The organism is Mesorhizobium sp. M0174 (assembly GCF_040322275.1).
Classification (GTDB): Bacteria; Pseudomonadota; Alphaproteobacteria; order Rhizobiales; family Rhizobiaceae; genus Mesorhizobium.
Genome location: NZ_JAMYTB010000034.1, coordinates 1 through 14,549, shown reverse-complemented (window position 1 = coordinate 14,549; position 14,549 = coordinate 1). Strand labels below are relative to the sequence as shown.

At 62.9% G+C, this 14,549-nt stretch carries 18 protein-coding genes; 10 read left to right on the top strand and 8 right to left on the bottom strand.

Annotated features, from left to right (window positions below):
* Window positions 1-7: 7 nt before the first annotated feature.
* From NKJ13_RS29925 to NKJ13_RS29900, 6 genes are all read left to right on the top strand, one after another.
* Window positions 8-907: an MBL fold metallo-hydrolase gene (locus NKJ13_RS29925; RefSeq protein ID WP_352703248.1), complete on the top strand. Its 900-nt coding sequence runs from the start codon at window positions 8-10 to the stop codon at window positions 905-907.
* A 47-nt stretch (window positions 908-954) separates the two neighbouring features.
* Window positions 955-1,977, top strand: a complete 1,023-nt coding sequence (locus NKJ13_RS29920; protein WP_352703245.1) for a fumarylacetoacetate hydrolase family protein — start codon at window positions 955-957, stop codon at window positions 1,975-1,977.
* A gap of 44 nt (window positions 1,978-2,021) precedes the next feature.
* Window positions 2,022-2,267 carry a hypothetical protein gene (locus NKJ13_RS29915; protein WP_352703243.1) on the top strand — a complete coding sequence of 82 codons (246 nt, stop codon included), beginning with the start codon at window positions 2,022-2,024 and terminating at the stop codon, window positions 2,265-2,267.
* Between the two features lie 37 nt (window positions 2,268-2,304).
* Entirely contained in the window at window positions 2,305-2,592 is a 288-nt protein-coding gene (locus tag NKJ13_RS29910) for a hypothetical protein (protein ID WP_352703241.1), read from the top strand.
* A 1-nt stretch (window position 2,593) separates the two neighbouring features.
* On the top strand, window positions 2,594-3,142 hold the full coding sequence (locus tag NKJ13_RS29905; RefSeq protein ID WP_352703239.1) for a DinB family protein: 549 nt from the start codon (window positions 2,594-2,596) through the stop codon (window positions 3,140-3,142).
* A 123-nt stretch (window positions 3,143-3,265) separates the two neighbouring features.
* Window positions 3,266-3,577: a BrnA antitoxin family protein gene (locus NKJ13_RS29900; protein ID WP_352703236.1), complete on the top strand. Its 312-nt coding sequence runs from the start codon at window positions 3,266-3,268 to the stop codon at window positions 3,575-3,577.
* A 19-nt stretch (window positions 3,578-3,596) separates the two neighbouring features.
* On the opposite strand, the gene NKJ13_RS29895 is transcribed toward NKJ13_RS29900, so the two are convergent.
* Together NKJ13_RS29895 and hppD are read right to left on the bottom strand one after the other, a co-directional pair.
* Window positions 3,597-3,821 (bottom strand): type II toxin-antitoxin system Phd/YefM family antitoxin, encoded by a 225-nt coding sequence (locus tag NKJ13_RS29895; protein ID WP_352636607.1) that lies wholly within the window; start codon window positions 3,819-3,821, stop codon window positions 3,597-3,599.
* Between the two features lie 50 nt (window positions 3,822-3,871).
* Window positions 3,872-4,984: a 4-hydroxyphenylpyruvate dioxygenase gene (hppD, locus tag NKJ13_RS29890; protein ID WP_352703234.1), complete on the bottom strand. Its 1,113-nt coding sequence runs from the start codon at window positions 4,982-4,984 to the stop codon at window positions 3,872-3,874.
* 139 nt (window positions 4,985-5,123) lie between these two features.
* Between hppD and NKJ13_RS29885 the strand changes: the two genes are divergently transcribed.
* The gene (locus NKJ13_RS29885; RefSeq protein WP_352703232.1) at window positions 5,124-5,591 is read left to right on the top strand and encodes an Lrp/AsnC family transcriptional regulator; all 468 of its coding nucleotides are present in this window, start codon (window positions 5,124-5,126) and stop codon (window positions 5,589-5,591) included.
* A 9-nt stretch (window positions 5,592-5,600) separates the two neighbouring features.
* Here NKJ13_RS29885 and NKJ13_RS29880 read toward each other — a convergent pair whose 3' ends face one another.
* The 4 genes from NKJ13_RS29880 to aztA all read right to left on the bottom strand — a co-directional run bounded on the left by NKJ13_RS29880 (window position 5,601) and on the right by aztA (window position 8,776).
* Window positions 5,601-5,939 carry a protein tyrosine phosphatase family protein gene (locus NKJ13_RS29880; RefSeq protein WP_352703229.1) on the bottom strand — a complete coding sequence of 113 codons (339 nt, stop codon included), beginning with the start codon at window positions 5,937-5,939 and terminating at the stop codon, window positions 5,601-5,603.
* Between the two features lie 182 nt (window positions 5,940-6,121).
* On the bottom strand, window positions 6,122-7,063 hold the full coding sequence (aztC, locus tag NKJ13_RS29875; protein WP_352739215.1) for a zinc ABC transporter substrate-binding protein AztC: 942 nt from the start codon (window positions 7,061-7,063) through the stop codon (window positions 6,122-6,124).
* A gap of 22 nt (window positions 7,064-7,085) precedes the next feature.
* Window positions 7,086-7,961 carry a zinc ABC transporter permease AztB gene (gene aztB, locus NKJ13_RS29870; protein ID WP_352739229.1) on the bottom strand — a complete coding sequence of 292 codons (876 nt, stop codon included), beginning with the start codon at window positions 7,959-7,961 and terminating at the stop codon, window positions 7,086-7,088.
* Window positions 7,961-8,776 (bottom strand): zinc ABC transporter ATP-binding protein AztA, encoded by an 816-nt coding sequence (gene aztA, locus NKJ13_RS29865; RefSeq protein ID WP_352739217.1) that lies wholly within the window; start codon window positions 8,774-8,776, stop codon window positions 7,961-7,963. Before aztA ends, aztB begins: the two co-directional genes overlap by 1 nt.
* Window positions 8,777-8,988: 212 nt before the next feature.
* Here aztA and NKJ13_RS29860 point away from each other — a divergent pair, with 212 nt between their 5' ends.
* Complete coding sequence (locus NKJ13_RS29860; protein ID WP_023674415.1) at window positions 8,989-9,333, top strand: RidA family protein; 345 nt, start codon at window positions 8,989-8,991, stop codon at window positions 9,331-9,333.
* A 176-nt stretch (window positions 9,334-9,509) separates the two neighbouring features.
* On the opposite strand, the gene hutC is transcribed toward NKJ13_RS29860, so the two are convergent.
* Together hutC and NKJ13_RS29850 are read right to left on the bottom strand one after the other, a co-directional pair.
* On the bottom strand, window positions 9,510-10,271 hold the full coding sequence (gene hutC / locus NKJ13_RS29855) for a histidine utilization transcriptional repressor HutC (RefSeq protein WP_352738219.1): 762 nt from the start codon (window positions 10,269-10,271) through the stop codon (window positions 9,510-9,512).
* The gene (locus NKJ13_RS29850) at window positions 10,268-11,620 is read right to left on the bottom strand and encodes a formimidoylglutamate deiminase (protein ID WP_352779260.1); all 1,353 of its coding nucleotides are present in this window, start codon (window positions 11,618-11,620) and stop codon (window positions 10,268-10,270) included. The genes hutC and NKJ13_RS29850 overlap by 4 nt, the downstream gene beginning before the upstream one ends.
* A 98-nt stretch (window positions 11,621-11,718) precedes the next feature.
* On the opposite strand from NKJ13_RS29850, the gene hutI reads away from it, so the two are divergent.
* Both hutI and hutH read left to right on the top strand, forming a co-directional pair.
* Window positions 11,719-12,954, top strand: coding sequence for an imidazolonepropionase (gene hutI, locus NKJ13_RS29845; protein WP_352738316.1), 1,236 nt, complete (start codon window positions 11,719-11,721; stop codon window positions 12,952-12,954).
* Complete coding sequence (gene hutH, locus NKJ13_RS29840; protein WP_352738222.1) at window positions 12,951-14,486, top strand: histidine ammonia-lyase; 1,536 nt, start codon at window positions 12,951-12,953, stop codon at window positions 14,484-14,486. Before hutI ends, hutH begins: the two co-directional genes overlap by 4 nt.
* Window positions 14,487-14,549 lie beyond the last annotated feature (63 nt).

The following is a 14,549-nucleotide window of genomic DNA, read 5'->3' as shown; positions in this document are numbered from 1 at the left end:
CCGTCGCGTGACGGATCGTCTGGTGCTTCTTGGCTCGAAGGGTGGTCCCGCGCTGCGGCCGGGCGGGCCGTGGCCGAGTTCCTCACTGCTGGAGATTGGCGGCCGCACCATCGTCGTCGATTGCGGGCTGGGCGTAACGCGCGGGCTGACCGGTGCCGGCATCAGCCTGAAGGCGCTCGACCTGATCTTCATCACGCATTTGCATTCCGACCATGTGCTGGAACTCGGACCGTTGATCCACACTGCATGGACGGCCGGCCTGGCAACAAAGGTCACCGTATTCGGCCCGCCCGGCACCGGCCATTATTGGCAGCGCTTTTGCCAGGCGATGGAGTTCGACATCGAGATCCGCATCGCCGATGAAGGCAGGCCGGATCTCCGCGACCTGGTTTCGATCGTCGAATTTGATGAAGGCCAGGTGGCGCAAGAGCGCGGTCTCAAAATATCGGCGCTGCGTGTCGACCACCCGCCGGTGACGGATTGCTTTGCGCTGCGCTTCGACTATGCGAGGCAAAGCATCGTCTTCTCGTCGGATACGGCGTTCTTTCCGCCATTGGCGGATTTCGCCCAAGGCGCCGACGTCCTGGTCCACGAGGCCATGCTGGAAGGGGGTATCGAGCGGCTGGTCGCGAAGACCGGCAACGGCGCAAGGCTGAGGGAACACCTGCTTGCCAGCCATAGCTTTGCCGAGGAAGCGGGCCGCATCGCCAGCGACGCAGGCGTCAAAAGACTGGTGCTCAACCATCTCATTCCCGCCGACGATCCCGAGATCGACGAGGCCGACTGGATTGCCGCCGTCAGGAAAACATGGGCCGGCGACTTGACGATCGCACGCGACGGCCTTGTTGTGGGGCTGGAGCATGATCCCGAAAAGTGGAAACCGGTTTTCGGAAGAGATCATGCGTAGAACAAAAAATCAAAGCAGCACCAAAGCTGCGCCAGAGAGGAAACCGCATGAAGCTTGCCACATTGAAGGATGGGACGCGCGACGGAAAGCTTGTCGTCGTCTCGCGCGACCTGACGCGGTTTACCGATGCTTCGTTTCTGGTGCGGACGCTGCAGGCCGCGCTTGACGACTGGCTTCGGATCGCGCCGCATCTCGCTGCCATGGCTGAATCGCTGGAGAATAATGCGGTGCCGTTTGCCCGCTTTCACGAGCATGACGCCCATTCGCCGCTGCCGCGCGCCTACCAATGGGCCGATGGCTCGGCCTATGTGAACCATGTCGAGCTGGTGCGGAAGGCGCGCGGCGCCGAGATGCCGGCAAGCTTCTGGACCGATCCGCTGATCTACCAAGGCGGCTCGGACGCTTTCCTCGCACCGCGGGAGCCAATCCGCATGACCGACGAGACCCTTGGCATCGACATGGAAGGAGAGGTCGCGGTCATAGTTGACGATGTGCCGATGGGCGCAAGCCTCGAAGAGGCGCGGGCAGCGATCCGCTTGGTCATGCTGGTCAACGATGTGACGCTGCGCGGCCTGACCGGACCTGAGCTTGCCAAGGGGTTCGGCTTCTACCAGTCGAAGCCGTCATCGGCCTTTTCGCCGGTAGCGGTAACGCCGGAAGAGCTGGGCGATGCCTGGGACGGCGGCAAGGTCAGCCTGCCGCTGCTGGTCGATCTCAACGGCAAACCGTTCGGCCGGGCGAACGCCGGCATCGACATGACCTTCGACTTTCCGGCGCTGATTGTTCACGCCGCAAAAACGCGGCCGCTGGCCGCCGGCGCTATTATCGGTTCGGGCACCGTCTCCAACAAGCTCGACGGCGGGCCGGGCAAGCCTGTCTCGGTGGGCGGCGCCGGCTATTCCTGCGTCGCCGAGCTGCGTATGATCGAGACCATCGAAACCGGCGAACCGAAAACGCCGTTCCTGCGCTTTGGCGACACCGTGCGTATCGAGATGAAGGACCGGGGCGGGCATTCGATCTTCGGCGCCATCGAGCAGAAGGTCGAGAAGTACGAGGGGGCAAGAGAATGACGGGCGAGACATTCTATCTGCTGTGCGGTGTCTGGGCCCTTGTCATGCTGGCGATCTTCATCCTGGCGATCCGCCTGAGCTATCGCATCGAGGCGCGCTCGCCCGGCCTGACCAACCGCAGCGGCTTTCCGCGCAAGGCGATGATGTTTCACACCGTCACCAACACGAATGTCGCGCTGGACCAGGAAACGCAAGCCATGCGGCGGCGCATGATCGGGCTGCTGCTGATTGTTTTGGCTGGATTCCTGCTAATGTGGGCAGGCTTGTCTTTGGTCCGGTCACCGGCGTGATCTAGCTCAATCGTTCCTAACGCTGGTGGACCCCAAGATGCCTTACACCGCTACTTACCTTTGGATTGTGGGAATTTCTGGCATCGCTGCTGCCTGGCTTTTGATTTCGGCCATCCGGGTCTGCCGTCAGGTCGAGGATCGATCTGAAGGACTTCGTAACTTCAGTAGCGTGGCGCATCGGCCGAAGTTTGCTAACGTCGTTATGAATCGGGATGTTGCGAGCGATGTTGAAACGCAAGCGCTGCGCCGCGGTATGATCGCTCGTCTGCTAGCCATAGGTGCTATCGGTATCGCTGTGAATTTGATTGCCTGGGCTGGTGTGTAACATGGACCTGCTGAACCATTTTCGGCGCATGGCAGCCAACAATCTCTGGTCGAACGACCGGCTCTACCGCGCCGTGCTGCAGCTTGAGCCCGGCGAATTCGAAGCCGAACGGACGAGCTTCTTTCCGTCGATCAAGGCAACGCTGAACCACATCCTGGCGGTCGATCACCTCTATCTCGATTTTCTCGAAGAGGGCGGCGTCGGCGCCGCGGCCTACGATGAGTTCTTGCTCTTCGACGAAGCGGACGCGCTCTTTGGCAAGCGGACGGAGGCCGACCGGCGGCTGATCGCCTTTTGCGACCGCCTGTCGGCGGACGATCTCGAGCGCCGCGTCGTCACCGATCGGCGCGAGGACGGCATGATACCGGAACGGATCGGCGACCTGCTCGCCCATCTCTTCATCCACGACATCCATCATCGCGGCCAAGTGCACGCGATGCTGTCGGGCACCTCGGTGAAACCGCCGCAACTCGACGAGTTTTTCCTCGATTATGATCTGAAACTCAGGAAAGCCGAGGTCGAGAGGTTGGTGCTCGAAGGTCGCAATTAGTTGTAGTTACGAAAATTATTGACTTAATTATTGTAGGTACATAAATTCTGATGAAGATCGTTTGGGACGCCATCTCGAAAATTTCGATGCGCCCGGCAAGTCCCGCGGAAAGGAGATTGTTCAATGGCAAAGCGTAAGGTGCGCACCGAGTTCGAAGCTGGTCGCGGCTACAGCAAAGAGGACTGGGAAGCCGTTTCGGAGAATCCGGAATGGACAGAGGAGGATTTTCGAAACGCTCGTCCTTTCGCCGAAGCATTCCCTGAGCTTGCCGAAAGCATTCGCCGTTCGCGCGGCCGGCCGGCTCTCGATAATCCGAAGAAGCAGGTAACACTCCGTCTCGACAGTGACGTAGTCGCCCACTTTCGTGCCGGCGGCCCCGGCTGGCAGAGCCGCATCAACGAGATTCTGCGCAAAGCCGCCGGCCTCGCCAAATAGACGTTTGCCTGTGACAGCGTCATTTGGCATACCCGTCCCATTCGGGACCGAGTTCGTCAAAATCGTCGGCAATCCTGATTTTGCCCTTCATGGCGCCGACACGAGGCAGGGACTCGGGCACGGCTAGCGGCACGAGGCGAGCCGCAACCTTGCCGCGACGGGTAATCACAATCTCTTCGCCAGCTTCCGCGCGGCTGACGAGTTCCGACAGTCTTGCCTTGGCCTCTGCGATAGCAATGTTCATGGCCAAAGTCTGAGCTACTACTGACCGAATCGCAAGTCCGGCCGGTTAGCCTACTCCGCCGCCTGCACCTTCAGCACGCCGCGCTTGATCTGGTCCTGCTCGATCGATTCGAACAAAGCGCGGAAATTGCCCTCGCCAAAGCCTTCGTCGCCCTTCCTCTGGATGAATTCGAAGAAGATCGGCCCGATCACGGTTTTCGAAAAGATCTGCAGCAGGATCTTGGTCGTGCCGCCGTCGACGACGCCCTCGCCATCGATCAGGATGCCGTGCTTTTTCATACGTTCAATCGGCTCTTCATGGCCGTTCACGCGGGCAGAGGACATGTCGTAATAGGTCTCCGGCGGGCCCGGCATGAACTTCAGGCCGTTGGCAGCCAGCCTGTCGGTGGCGCCGTAGATGTCGTCGGTGCCGACGGCGATGTGCTGGATGCCCTCGCCATTATACTTCTTCAGATATTCGGCGATCTGGCTGGTCTCGTCCTTGGACTCGTTCAGCGGAATGCGGATCTTGCCGCAGGGCGAGGTGATGGCGCGGCTGACCAGCCCGGTGATCTTGCCGTCGATGTCGAAGAAGTGGATCTGCTTGAAGCCGAACAGGTCGCGATAGAAATCCCACCATTTGTCCATCTGGCCGCGATAGACATTGTGGGTCAGGTGGTCGAGATAATAGAAGCCGACGCCTTCCGGCCTGGGGTCGCGCTCGCCCAGCCAGTCGAACTCGGCGTCGTAAGCCGAGCCCTTCTCGCCGTAAGTTTCGATGAAATAGAGCAGCGATCCGCCGATACCGACGATCGCCGGCACGTCGAGCGTCTTGTCGTTGCCTTCATAGGGCGTCGCGCCCTTGGCCACCGCGTGATCGAAGGCATGCCTTGCATCGACCACCCGCCAGGCCATCGAGGCGGCGCAAGGGCCGTGCTTGTCGACGAATTTCATGGCATGCGAGCCGGGCTCGGCATTGACGACATAATTGATGTCGCCCTGCCGCCAGACGGTGATGTTCTTGCTGCGATGCTTGGCCACCGGCACATAGCCCATACGGGTGAACAGTTCGGCGAGCTTTTCTGGCTCGGCATGCGCGAATTCGACGAATTCGAAGCCGTCGGTGCCGGCGGGATTGGTCTTGCTGATCTTGGCGGGCGGTGCGTCGTGCGGGAAGGGACCCATGGCAGTGTCCTCCAAAACTGTTTGGCCTGGAAAGGCCTTCTCAACCTAATGATAGCAAGGACGCAGTGCATGGTGCTTGCATTCAAACGCTTGAAATGATCAGGTAATGCGTGAATTGTGCATGTATGGAGAGAAACCCATGGATGAGGCGCGCATCGACCAGTTTGACCGCAAGATAATGGCTCTGCTGCAGGGCGATGCACGCCTGACCAACAACGACCTCTCGGAACGGGTGAACCTGTCGGCGTCGCAATGCTCGCGCCGTCGCCAGCGGCTGGAGGAGGACGGCTATATCAAGGGCTACCGGGCGGTGCTCGACCGCGACAAGCTCGGCTTTTCCCTTGTCAACGTCATCTCGGTGACGCTTGCCACTCACAACCGCGACAATGCGCGGCGTTTCGGCGAATTGGTGGCGCGGCTGCCGCAGGTGCAGGAAGCGCACGCGCTGACGGGCGAGATGGACTATATATTGAAAGTGGTGACGCCCAACCTGAAGTCGCTGTCGGAATTCGTCAACAGCGTGCTGCTGCCGCACGAATCCGTGCAGCACGTGAAGACGGCGATCGTGCTGGAGACGCTAAAGGAAACCGGCGCGCTACCGATCTGAGGGCGAATGTCACCCCTTCGACTGCTGGATCAGCCCATAAAGATTGGTGCAGCGGGCGCCGGAACGGCAGTAAGCGAAGACCGGGCCTTCAAGTTCCTCAAGCGCCTCGGCCTGGTCCTCGACATTCTCTGCCGTGATCTGGCCGCTGATGACGGGGATGTAGCGGAAGGCGAGCCCGGCGCCCTCGACCGCCGCCTTGACGGTGTCGGCCGATGGCTGGCCGAGCTGCTCATCGTCCGGCCGGTTGCAGATCACGCTTTTGAAGCCGGCGGCCTTGATGGTCGCGACGTCCTCGGGCTGGATCTGGCCCGAGACCGAATAGTCCTCGCTGATCTGTCGGTATTCCATGGCGGTGTCCTCGCAATCTGGTTAGCGGCAGTCTTGCCACTCCCTGACCCGGTCGGCAATCCGCGCGAAAAGAAATCCATCCGCGCAGATAGAGATTTCGATGCCGGAAATCCAGCCGGACGGCGCCGCGTGTGCTTGGATGCGCCATACGCCAGCCCGGCTGGATGAACGAGGTCGATCGCTCAGCTGCCGAGGATCGCGCCTTTGATCTGGGCGATGTTGTTGTGCATCAGGTCGATATAGGTCGCGGCCGGGCCGTCGGACTGCGACAGCGCATCGGAATAGAGCGTGCCGCCCACCTTGATGCCGGTCTCGCTGGCGATCTGCTCGATCAGCCGCGGATTGGTGATGTTCTCGACGAAGATCGCCGCCGCCTTGTCCTGCTTCACCTGGCTGACCAGCTTGGCCACGTCGGCGGCGGAAGGCTCCGACTCGGTCGACACGCCTTCCGGGGCCAGGAAGGTCAAGCCATAGGCCTTCTCGAAATAGCCGAAGGCATCATGCGAGGTGATGACGACGCGCTTCTCTTGCGGGATCGACTGGATCGCCGCCTGCACTTCGCCCTCGAGCGCATCGAGCTTTTGCGTATAGGCGGCTGCATTGGCCTTGTAGCTGTCGCAACCCGCAGCGTCGGCCGTGCAAAAGGCGTCGGCGATGTTCTTCACATAGATCTTGGCATTCGCGATCGACTGGAAGGCATGCGGATCGGTAACCGTCTTGCCGCCATCGGTTTCCGCGCCTTCGGCGGCGTCGGCCTCGGCGAATTCGGGTTTGAAATTGATCGGCGTGACCCCCTTTGTCAGCACGGCAATCGAAGCCTTGGTGGCGCTGGCGTCGACCAGGCGCTGCAGAAAACCTTCGAAATGCAGGCCGTTGACCAGCACGATGTCGGCCTTGGCCATGGCCACCGCATCGGCGGGGCTCGGTTCGTAGACGTGGGCGTCGCCGTCCGGCCCGACGATGGTGGTCAGATCGATGCGGTCGCCGCCGACATTCTTAGCGAAATCGGCGATGATCGTGAAGCTGGCGACCACTTTCAACGGCTCAGCAAAGGCCGACGAAGCGCCAAGGGCGGTTAATGTTATAACGCTCACGGCCAACGTGGCGCGGATCGATTTCAGCATGGACAGTTTCTCCTTGTTGGGATCAGGCAGTTCTGTGGCGGTGATGGACGATGCGGGCGCGCAGGATGCCGCGCGCGCCGAACAGGATCGAGGCGAAATAGACGACGCCGGCGGACAGGATGATGGCCGGGCCGGAGGGCAGTGACGCATGGTAGGACAACAGCAGCCCGGCAATGCAGGAGGCAAAGCCGATCACTGTGGCCAACACGCACATCGGCTCGACGCGCGACGTCCAGAAGCCGGCCGCCGCCGCCGGCAGCATCATCAGCCCGACCGACAGCAAGGTGCCGAGCGCCTGGAAACCACCCACGAGATTGAGCACGACGAGGCCGAGAAAGATGAAATGCACCGGGCTGCCCATCCGGCTGACCGAGCGCAGGAACAAAGGGTCGAGGCATTCCGCGACCAGCGCCCGCCAGAAGATGGCGAGGCTGGCCAGCGTCACCACGACGATGCCGCCGATCAGCGTCAGCGCCTCGTTGTTGAGCGCCAATACGGTGCCGAACAGCACATGCATGAGATCGACGCTGGAACCGCGGATCGACACCATAAGCACGCCGATGGCCAGCGAAATCAGATAGAAGGCCGCCATCGAGGCATCCTCGCGCTGGATGGTGAAGCGCGAGACGGCGCCGGCGCCGAGCGCCACGATGATGCCGGCGATCAGTCCGCCGATAGTCATCGGCAGGATTTCCAGGCCATAGAACAGGAAGCCGGCGGCAGCACCCGGCAGGATGGCATGCGCCATGGCGTCGCCGGACAGGCTCATGCGCCGCAGCATCAGGAACACGCCGACCGGGCAGGCGCCGAGCGACAGCATCATCGAACCGGCGAGCGCCCGCTGCATGAAGGCGTAGTCGGCGAACGGAGCGACGAACAGACCGTAAAGCACCTCCATCATGCCGCCCTCGGCCCGGAGCCGTGATGATGGTCATGGCTATGCTCGTGGCTGCCGTGATCGTGCACACTGTGATCATGCTCGCCGGGCTCACACCATGGCGCGTTATCCTCCCAGGCTTCGTGGAAACGGCGCGCACGCAACAAATTCTCCGGCCGCAGCGTCTCCTTAGTCTCTCCCCAGGCGATCGGCTGGCGCGCCAGCAGCAGTGTTTCGGGGAAATTCTGCCGCACCAGATCGAGATCGTGGACCACAACCATGATCGTGCGCTCCTCGCCGTGCCAGCGCTTGATCAGCGCGATCAGGTCACCGACCGTCTTGGCATCGACGGCGTTGAACGGCTCGTCGAGCAGGATGAGCTCGGCATCCTGCAACAGCACGCGGGCAAACAGCGTGCGCTGCAGCTGGCCGCCCGACAACGTGTCGATCGGGCGCTTCTCGAAACCGCCGAGGCCGACGGCCATCAGCGCCTCGCTGACCGAGTCGCGATCTTCCCTTGTATAACGGCCGAGCATGCCGCGCCGCGGCCATAGGCCAAGTGAAACCAGGTCGACGACACGGGCCGGAAAGGAACGGTCGAGCTCCGATTGCTGCGGCAGATAGGCGGCGCGTACACCGGGCGCCCGGATCACCGCACCGGCCATAGGCTTCAGGACGCCGACGATGCCCTTCATCAGGGTCGACTTGCCGGAGCCGTTGGCGCCGACGACCGCTGTCAGCGATCCCTTGCGGATCGTACCATTGAGGTGGTGGACCGCAGGGTGGCTGTTGTAGCCCAGCGTCAGGTCGCGGAAGGTCAGGCAGGTTTGGCTCATGTGACGATCCATGGGGCGACGATCGGTGCTGCAGGGGCGGATTCGATATGTGATGTTATTACATTAGTCAACAAGCCAATCGGGCGGAATTGCGGCCGGGCCGTCATGTTGTGTGCTTTGGCTTGGCTCAAGAAGTTCCGCTCGAGCGGCCTTGCTCCCGGCGAACCCGGCCCCTAAACAGGCGCAGCTGACAAGAGGAGAAGGAATATCCAATGAGCATTCGTCGCATCGATGTAGGCCCACGCATGAGCCAGATCGTCATCCACGGCAACACCGTCTATCTGGCCGGTCAGGTCGGCAAGCCGGGTGGAAACGTCGGCGCCCAGACCAGGGACATTCTGGCGGCGATCGACGAATTGCTGGCCAAGGCCGGCACCGACAAGACCAAGATCCTGCAGGCGATCATCTGGCTGGCCGACATGAGCACCTTTGCCGAGATGAACGCGGAATGGGACAAATGGGTGCCGCAGGGCAACACGCCGGCCCGCGCCACCGGCGAAGCGAAACTTGCCGGACCGGAATATCTGGTCGAGATCATTGTTACCGCGGCGATTTGAGAATGCGGCTCTAACCCTCCCCCTCGAGGGGAGGGTCGGCGAGTAGTCGAAGCGAAGCGGAGACTGCGAGACGGGGTGGGGTCGGCGAGGTTGCTCCGACCCCACCCCGCGTCACAAAATGCCGCCGCGCGGCAATTTGCTCCGCGACCCTCCCCTCAAGGGGGAGGGTTAGGAGCTCACCCCTGCGACGGCGTGAACCGCGCCACCAGCGTGTGGTTCTCTGCCGCATAGGTAAAGCGGACATGGGTGACGGGGTGCTCGGCGCTCCATGTCCGCCGCTCGATCACCAGGCACGGCGCGCCGGTCTCGATGTCGAGCGCCGCCGCGATGTGCTTTTCGGCGGCAACCGCGCGAATGCGATGCTCGGCGGCACTCCACGGCACGCGCCCGATCAGCCACGGACCGGGCGCGGTCTCGAAAAAGGCCTCTTCGGCGGCCTCCGGCACGGCAACCAGATTGATCAGCCGCTGCTCGTGGGCAAACGGCCGCTTGCCGGCGAAATGCAGGCATTCCAGCGCCAGCACCGGCCCGGCGACGTCGAGTTCCAGCAGGGCTCGGTCGTCGGCGCTGCTGCGCCTTCCGCTTCGCGCCATGCGCTCATAGCGGTAGGGCAGGCCAAGTGCCTCGACCTCGATCCGGATGTCGTGGATTTCGAGAACGGCCGCCTGCGATTGCGGCCGGCGGACAAAGCTGCCCGAACGACGCCGGCGCTCGATCAGCCCAGCCTTGGCCAGTTGCGACAGCGCCTTGTTCACCGTCATGCGCGAACAATTGTATTCGGCCGTCAGTTCATGCTCGAACGGAATGCGGTGGCCGGGCGCCCAGGCACCCGACAGGATCCGTTCGCTGATGTCCGACAGGATGCGCTGGTGCAGCGAAAGAACCTCGCCGCCGTCCGCGCTTCCAGAATCCGCGCTTATTGTCCCGATCATGCTCATGCGGAAAGCGCCGTCATCACCTTGCGGAACCGCTCGGCGATAGCATCGCGCCTGGCATGCATGCCGCCGCTGACCAGTTTCCTGCCATGCACCCAGACGCAATCGATCTTGGTGCCGTTGGCAAAAATCCAGGCGTCAAGGATTGTATCGCCCGTCTTGCCGGCCAGCGATGGATGCTTGCCGTCGAGCGAGACGAAATCGGCCGAGGCACCTGCTGCGATCTGCGAGGGGCCGGCGCCCAGCGCGGCACTGCCACCATCGAGCGCTGCATCGAACAAAGCACGGCCGGTCGAGCCACCGGCCACCGCCAGCACGTTGCGGGCGCGATGGGCGAGGCGCTGCGAATATTCGAGCTGCCGCAACTCGTCCGGCAGGCCGATCAGGACGTTTGAATCCGAGCCGATGCCAAAGCGGCCGCCATGCTGCATGAACAAGGACGCGGCAAAGGTGCCGTCGCCGAGATTGGCCTCGGTGATCGGACAAAGGCCGGCAACGGCGCCGCTTTTCGCCATTTGCACCGTCTCTGTGTCGGTCATGTGGGTGGCGTGGATGAGACACCAGCGCCGGTCGACCTTGGCATTGGCAAGCAGCCACTCGACCGGCCGCGCCCCGGACCAGGCAAGGCAATCCTCGACCTCCTTCATCTGCTCGGCGACGTGGATGTGGATGGGCCCCTCCGGCGCCATCACCGTGATGTTTTCCAGTTCCTCCGGTGTCACGGCACGCAGGCTGTGCGGGGCGACGCCGACAACGCCTTGATTCAAGCTGCGAACGGATTCGTGGCATTTCTCAACAAGCCGCGAGAACTGGTTCACATTGTTGATGAACCGCCGCTGGCCTTCATTTGGCGCAGCGCCGCCGAAAGAGGAATGCGCGTAGAACACCGGCAACAGCGTCAGCCCGATGCCCGTCTCGGACGCTGCGGCAATGATGCGCTCCGCCATCTCGGCGATGTTGGCATAGGGCCGGCCGTCGCGGTCGTGGTGTAAATAGTGAAACTCGCCGACGCGCGAGAGCCCGGCCTCCAGCATCTCGACATAGAGCTGGGCCGCGACCGCCTCGACCTGGTCCGGCGTCATCGACAGCGCGAAACGGTACATCACCTCGCGCCAGCTCCAGAAACTATCGGCGGAAGGCCCGCGCAATTCGGCAAGCCCGGCCATGCCGCGCTGGAAGGCGTGGCTGTGCAGGTTCGGCATGCCGGATAAAAGGATGGCATGGCGCTCGTCGCCAGGCAGGAGCGAGGTATTCGCCTCGACCGTGGCGATCCTGCCGTCGGAGATGACGATCCGCACATTGCTGTGCCAGCCGTCGGGCAGAAGTGCCTGTTCCGCGAAGATTGCCGTCACGTTTTTCTCCAAATCCCGGTCTGCCATGCGATGATAGTGCTTGCAGTGCCTTTTGATATGTATATACATAATCGTCACCGATTGAAACGGAAAAGATGATGGCTGCAGAGAGCAAAAGCCGGGCAGGGGAGGTTCGCCTGTGGCGCAATGCGCGCCTCGCGACCATGGTGGATAGCAGCACCGGGTCAGGCGTCGTCGAGCACGGTGCAATCGCCGTGCGCAATGGCCGGATTGTCTATGCCGGGCCGGAAGCCGACATGCCGGCAGCGCTCCGCGAAAGCGCCGAGGCGATCGACTGCGACGGTCGCTGGATCACGCCTGGCCTGATCGACTGCCACACTCATCTTGTCCACGCCGGCAACCGTGCCAATGAATTCGAGATGCGGCTGGCCGGCGCCACCTATGAAGAGGTTGCCAAGGCCGGCGGCGGCATCGTTTCCTCGGTCAAGGCGTTGCGCGCCGCCAGCGAGGACGAGCTGGTCGCCCAGTCGCTGCCGCGCCTCGATGCGCTGATCGCCGAAGGCGTCACCACAGTCGAGATCAAATCCGGCTACGGTCTCGACCTCGAAAACGAGAAGAAGTCGTTGCGCGCCGCGCGACGGCTGGGCGGTGAGCGGCCGGTGACGGTCAGGACCACTTTCCTCGGCGCCCATGCGCTGCCGCCCGAAGCAAAAGGTGACAAGGACGCCTTTATCGATCTTGTCGCCAACGAGATTTTGCCGGCCATCGCTGCCGAGGGCCTGGCCGATGCCGTCGACGGCTTTTGCGAAGGCATTGCATTTTGGCCGGAGCAGATCGCCCGCGTGTTCGATGCCGCGAAGGCGGCGGGCCTGCCGGTCAAGCTCCATGCGGACCAGCTGTCCAATCTGCACGGCGCCGAACTTGCGGCGCGCTATCGTGCGCTATCGGCCGACCACCTCGAATATACCGACGAGGCAGGTGCGGCGGCGATGGCGAAGGCCGGAACCGTGGCGACCATCTTGCCCGGCGCCTACTACTTCATCCGCGAGACCAAGAAGCCGCCGATCGCCCTTTTTCGCCAGCATGGCGTCAGGATGGCCGTTGCCACCGATAACAATCCCGGCACGTCGCCGCTGACCTCGCTGCTGCTGACCATGAACATGGCGGCGACGTTGTTCGGCCTGACCGTCGATGAATGCCTTGCCGGCGTCACGCGCGAGGCTGCCCGCGCGCTCGGGCTGCTTGGACAGACCGGTACGCTGGAGGCCGGAAAATCCGCCGATCTGGCGATCTGGGACGTCGAACGCCCAGCCGAACTCGTCTACCGCATGGGCTTCAACCCGCTGCATGCCCGCATCTGGAGGGGACAATGACCGAACTCAAGCTAAGGCCAGGCAATGCCACGCTGGCCGAATGGCGCGCCATCTATCGCGGCGCCGCACTGAGACTCGACGATGCCTGCCGGCCGAAGATCAAGGCCAGCGCCGAGGCTGTCGCCAGGATCGTTGCCAAAGGCGAGCCGGTCTATGGCATCAACACCGGCTTCGGCAAGCTGGCCAGTGTTCGCATCCCCGCCGCCGACCTGGAAACGCTGCAGCGAAACATCGTGCTGTCGCATGCCGCCGGCGTCGGCGAGCCGATACCCGTCGCAATTTGCCGGCTGATGATGGCGCTGAAGCTGGCCAGCCTGGCACAGGGCGCCTCCGGCGTGCGGCCGCGGACCATCGAACTGCTCGAGGCGATGCTGGCCAACGACGTTATTCCCGTGGTGCCGGCGCAAGGCTCGGTTGGCGCTTCCGGCGACCTTGCGCCGCTGTCGCACATGACCGCGGTGATGATCGGCGTCGGCGAGTGCTTTACCCCGCATGGCCGCTTTCCCGCCAAGGTCGCCTTCGTTTCGCACGGCCTGGAGCCGGTGATACTGGGCGCCAAAGAAGGCCTGGCGCTGCTCAACGGCACCCAGTTCTCGACCGCGTATGCGCTTGCCGCTTTGTTCGAAGCGGAGGTGCTCTACCAGTCGGCACTGGTCGCCGGCGCGCTGTCGACCGATGCCGCCAAAGGCTCCGACGCTCCGTTCGATCCACGCATCCATCTGCTCCGGAAACATCGCGGCCAGATCGAGACGGCCGAGGCGTTGCGCAATTTGATGGCCGGCAGCGCCATCCGTGAATCGCACCGCGTCGGCGACGAGCGCGTGCAGGATCCGTATTGCCTGCGCTGCCAGCCGCAGGTGATGGGCGCAGCACTCGACGTGCTCCGCAAGGCCGCGGACACGCTCGCCACCGAGGCCAACGGCGTCACCGACAATCCGCTGATCTTTGCCGAGGACGACTCCGCACTTTCGGGTGGCAATTTCCACGCCGAGCCGGTGGCCTTCGCCGCCGACATGATCGCGCTCGCCGTCTGCGAAATCGGCTCGCTGTCGGAGCGGCGCATCGCCATGCTGGTCGACCCGGCGCTGTCGGGCATGCCGGCCTTTCTCACGCCCAAGCCGGGTTTGAATTCCGGTTTCATGATCCCTCAGGTCACGGCCGCGGCACTGGTTTCTGAAAACAAGCAAAAAGCCTATCCGGCCAGCGTCGATTCGATCCCGACCTCGGCCAACCAGGAAGACCATGTCTCGATGGCGGCGCATGGGGCGCGCCGGCTCATCGGCATGGTCGAGAATGCGACGGCCGTCATCGGCATCGAATTGCTGGCCGCCGCACAGGGCTGCGATTTCCATGCGCCTCTGGCCTCGAGCGCGGCACTGGAGGCGGTGCGCCGGCTGGTCAGGGCAGAGGTGCCGCATCTCGACAACGACCGGCACTTCCACCCGGACATGGAGAAGGCCATCGCCATGGTACGCAGCGGCGCGGCGGTGGAAGCGGCAAGCGCGGTGAAGCTGCCGGGGATTACGTCATGACACTGTTATCGCTGCGTTACGCCGCGATGGGTCGTGTTCCGTCGCGCCCCCCTCTGTCCTGCC

Excerpts from the sequence above, each read along its gene's own strand:
- NKJ13_RS29880 (WP_352703229.1), bottom strand. The coding sequence starts at position 5,939 with ATGGAATACCGACAGATCAGCGAGGACTATTCGGTCTCGGGCCAGATC.
- hutC (WP_352738219.1), bottom strand. The coding sequence starts at position 10,271 with ATGAGCATGATCGGGACAATAAGCGCGGATTCTGGAAGCGCGGACGGC.
- hutI (WP_352738316.1), top strand. The coding sequence starts at position 11,719 with ATGGCTGCAGAGAGCAAAAGCCGGGCAGGGGAGGTTCGCCTGTGGCGC.
- NKJ13_RS29900 (WP_352703236.1), top strand. The coding sequence starts at position 3,266 with ATGGCAAAGCGTAAGGTGCGCACCGAGTTCGAAGCTGGTCGCGGCTAC.
- NKJ13_RS29860 (WP_023674415.1), top strand. The coding sequence starts at position 8,989 with ATGAGCATTCGTCGCATCGATGTAGGCCCACGCATGAGCCAGATCGTC.
- NKJ13_RS29885 (WP_352703232.1), top strand. The coding sequence starts at position 5,124 with ATGGATGAGGCGCGCATCGACCAGTTTGACCGCAAGATAATGGCTCTG.
- aztC (WP_352739215.1), bottom strand. The coding sequence starts at position 7,063 with ATGCTGAAATCGATCCGCGCCACGTTGGCCGTGAGCGTTATAACATTA.
- NKJ13_RS29915 (WP_352703243.1), top strand. The coding sequence starts at position 2,022 with ATGCTGGCGATCTTCATCCTGGCGATCCGCCTGAGCTATCGCATCGAG.
- NKJ13_RS29905 (WP_352703239.1), top strand. The coding sequence starts at position 2,594 with ATGGACCTGCTGAACCATTTTCGGCGCATGGCAGCCAACAATCTCTGG.
- NKJ13_RS29910 (WP_352703241.1), top strand. The coding sequence starts at position 2,305 with ATGCCTTACACCGCTACTTACCTTTGGATTGTGGGAATTTCTGGCATC.
- hutH (WP_352738222.1), top strand. The coding sequence starts at position 12,951 with ATGACCGAACTCAAGCTAAGGCCAGGCAATGCCACGCTGGCCGAATGG.
- aztA (WP_352739217.1), bottom strand. The coding sequence starts at position 8,776 with ATGAGCCAAACCTGCCTGACCTTCCGCGACCTGACGCTGGGCTACAAC.
- NKJ13_RS29895 (WP_352636607.1), bottom strand. The coding sequence starts at position 3,821 with ATGAACATTGCTATCGCAGAGGCCAAGGCAAGACTGTCGGAACTCGTC.
- NKJ13_RS29920 (WP_352703245.1), top strand. The coding sequence starts at position 955 with ATGAAGCTTGCCACATTGAAGGATGGGACGCGCGACGGAAAGCTTGTC.
- aztB (WP_352739229.1), bottom strand. The coding sequence starts at position 7,961 with ATGGAGGTGCTTTACGGTCTGTTCGTCGCTCCGTTCGCCGACTACGCC.
- hppD (WP_352703234.1), bottom strand. The coding sequence starts at position 4,984 with ATGGGTCCCTTCCCGCACGACGCACCGCCCGCCAAGATCAGCAAGACC.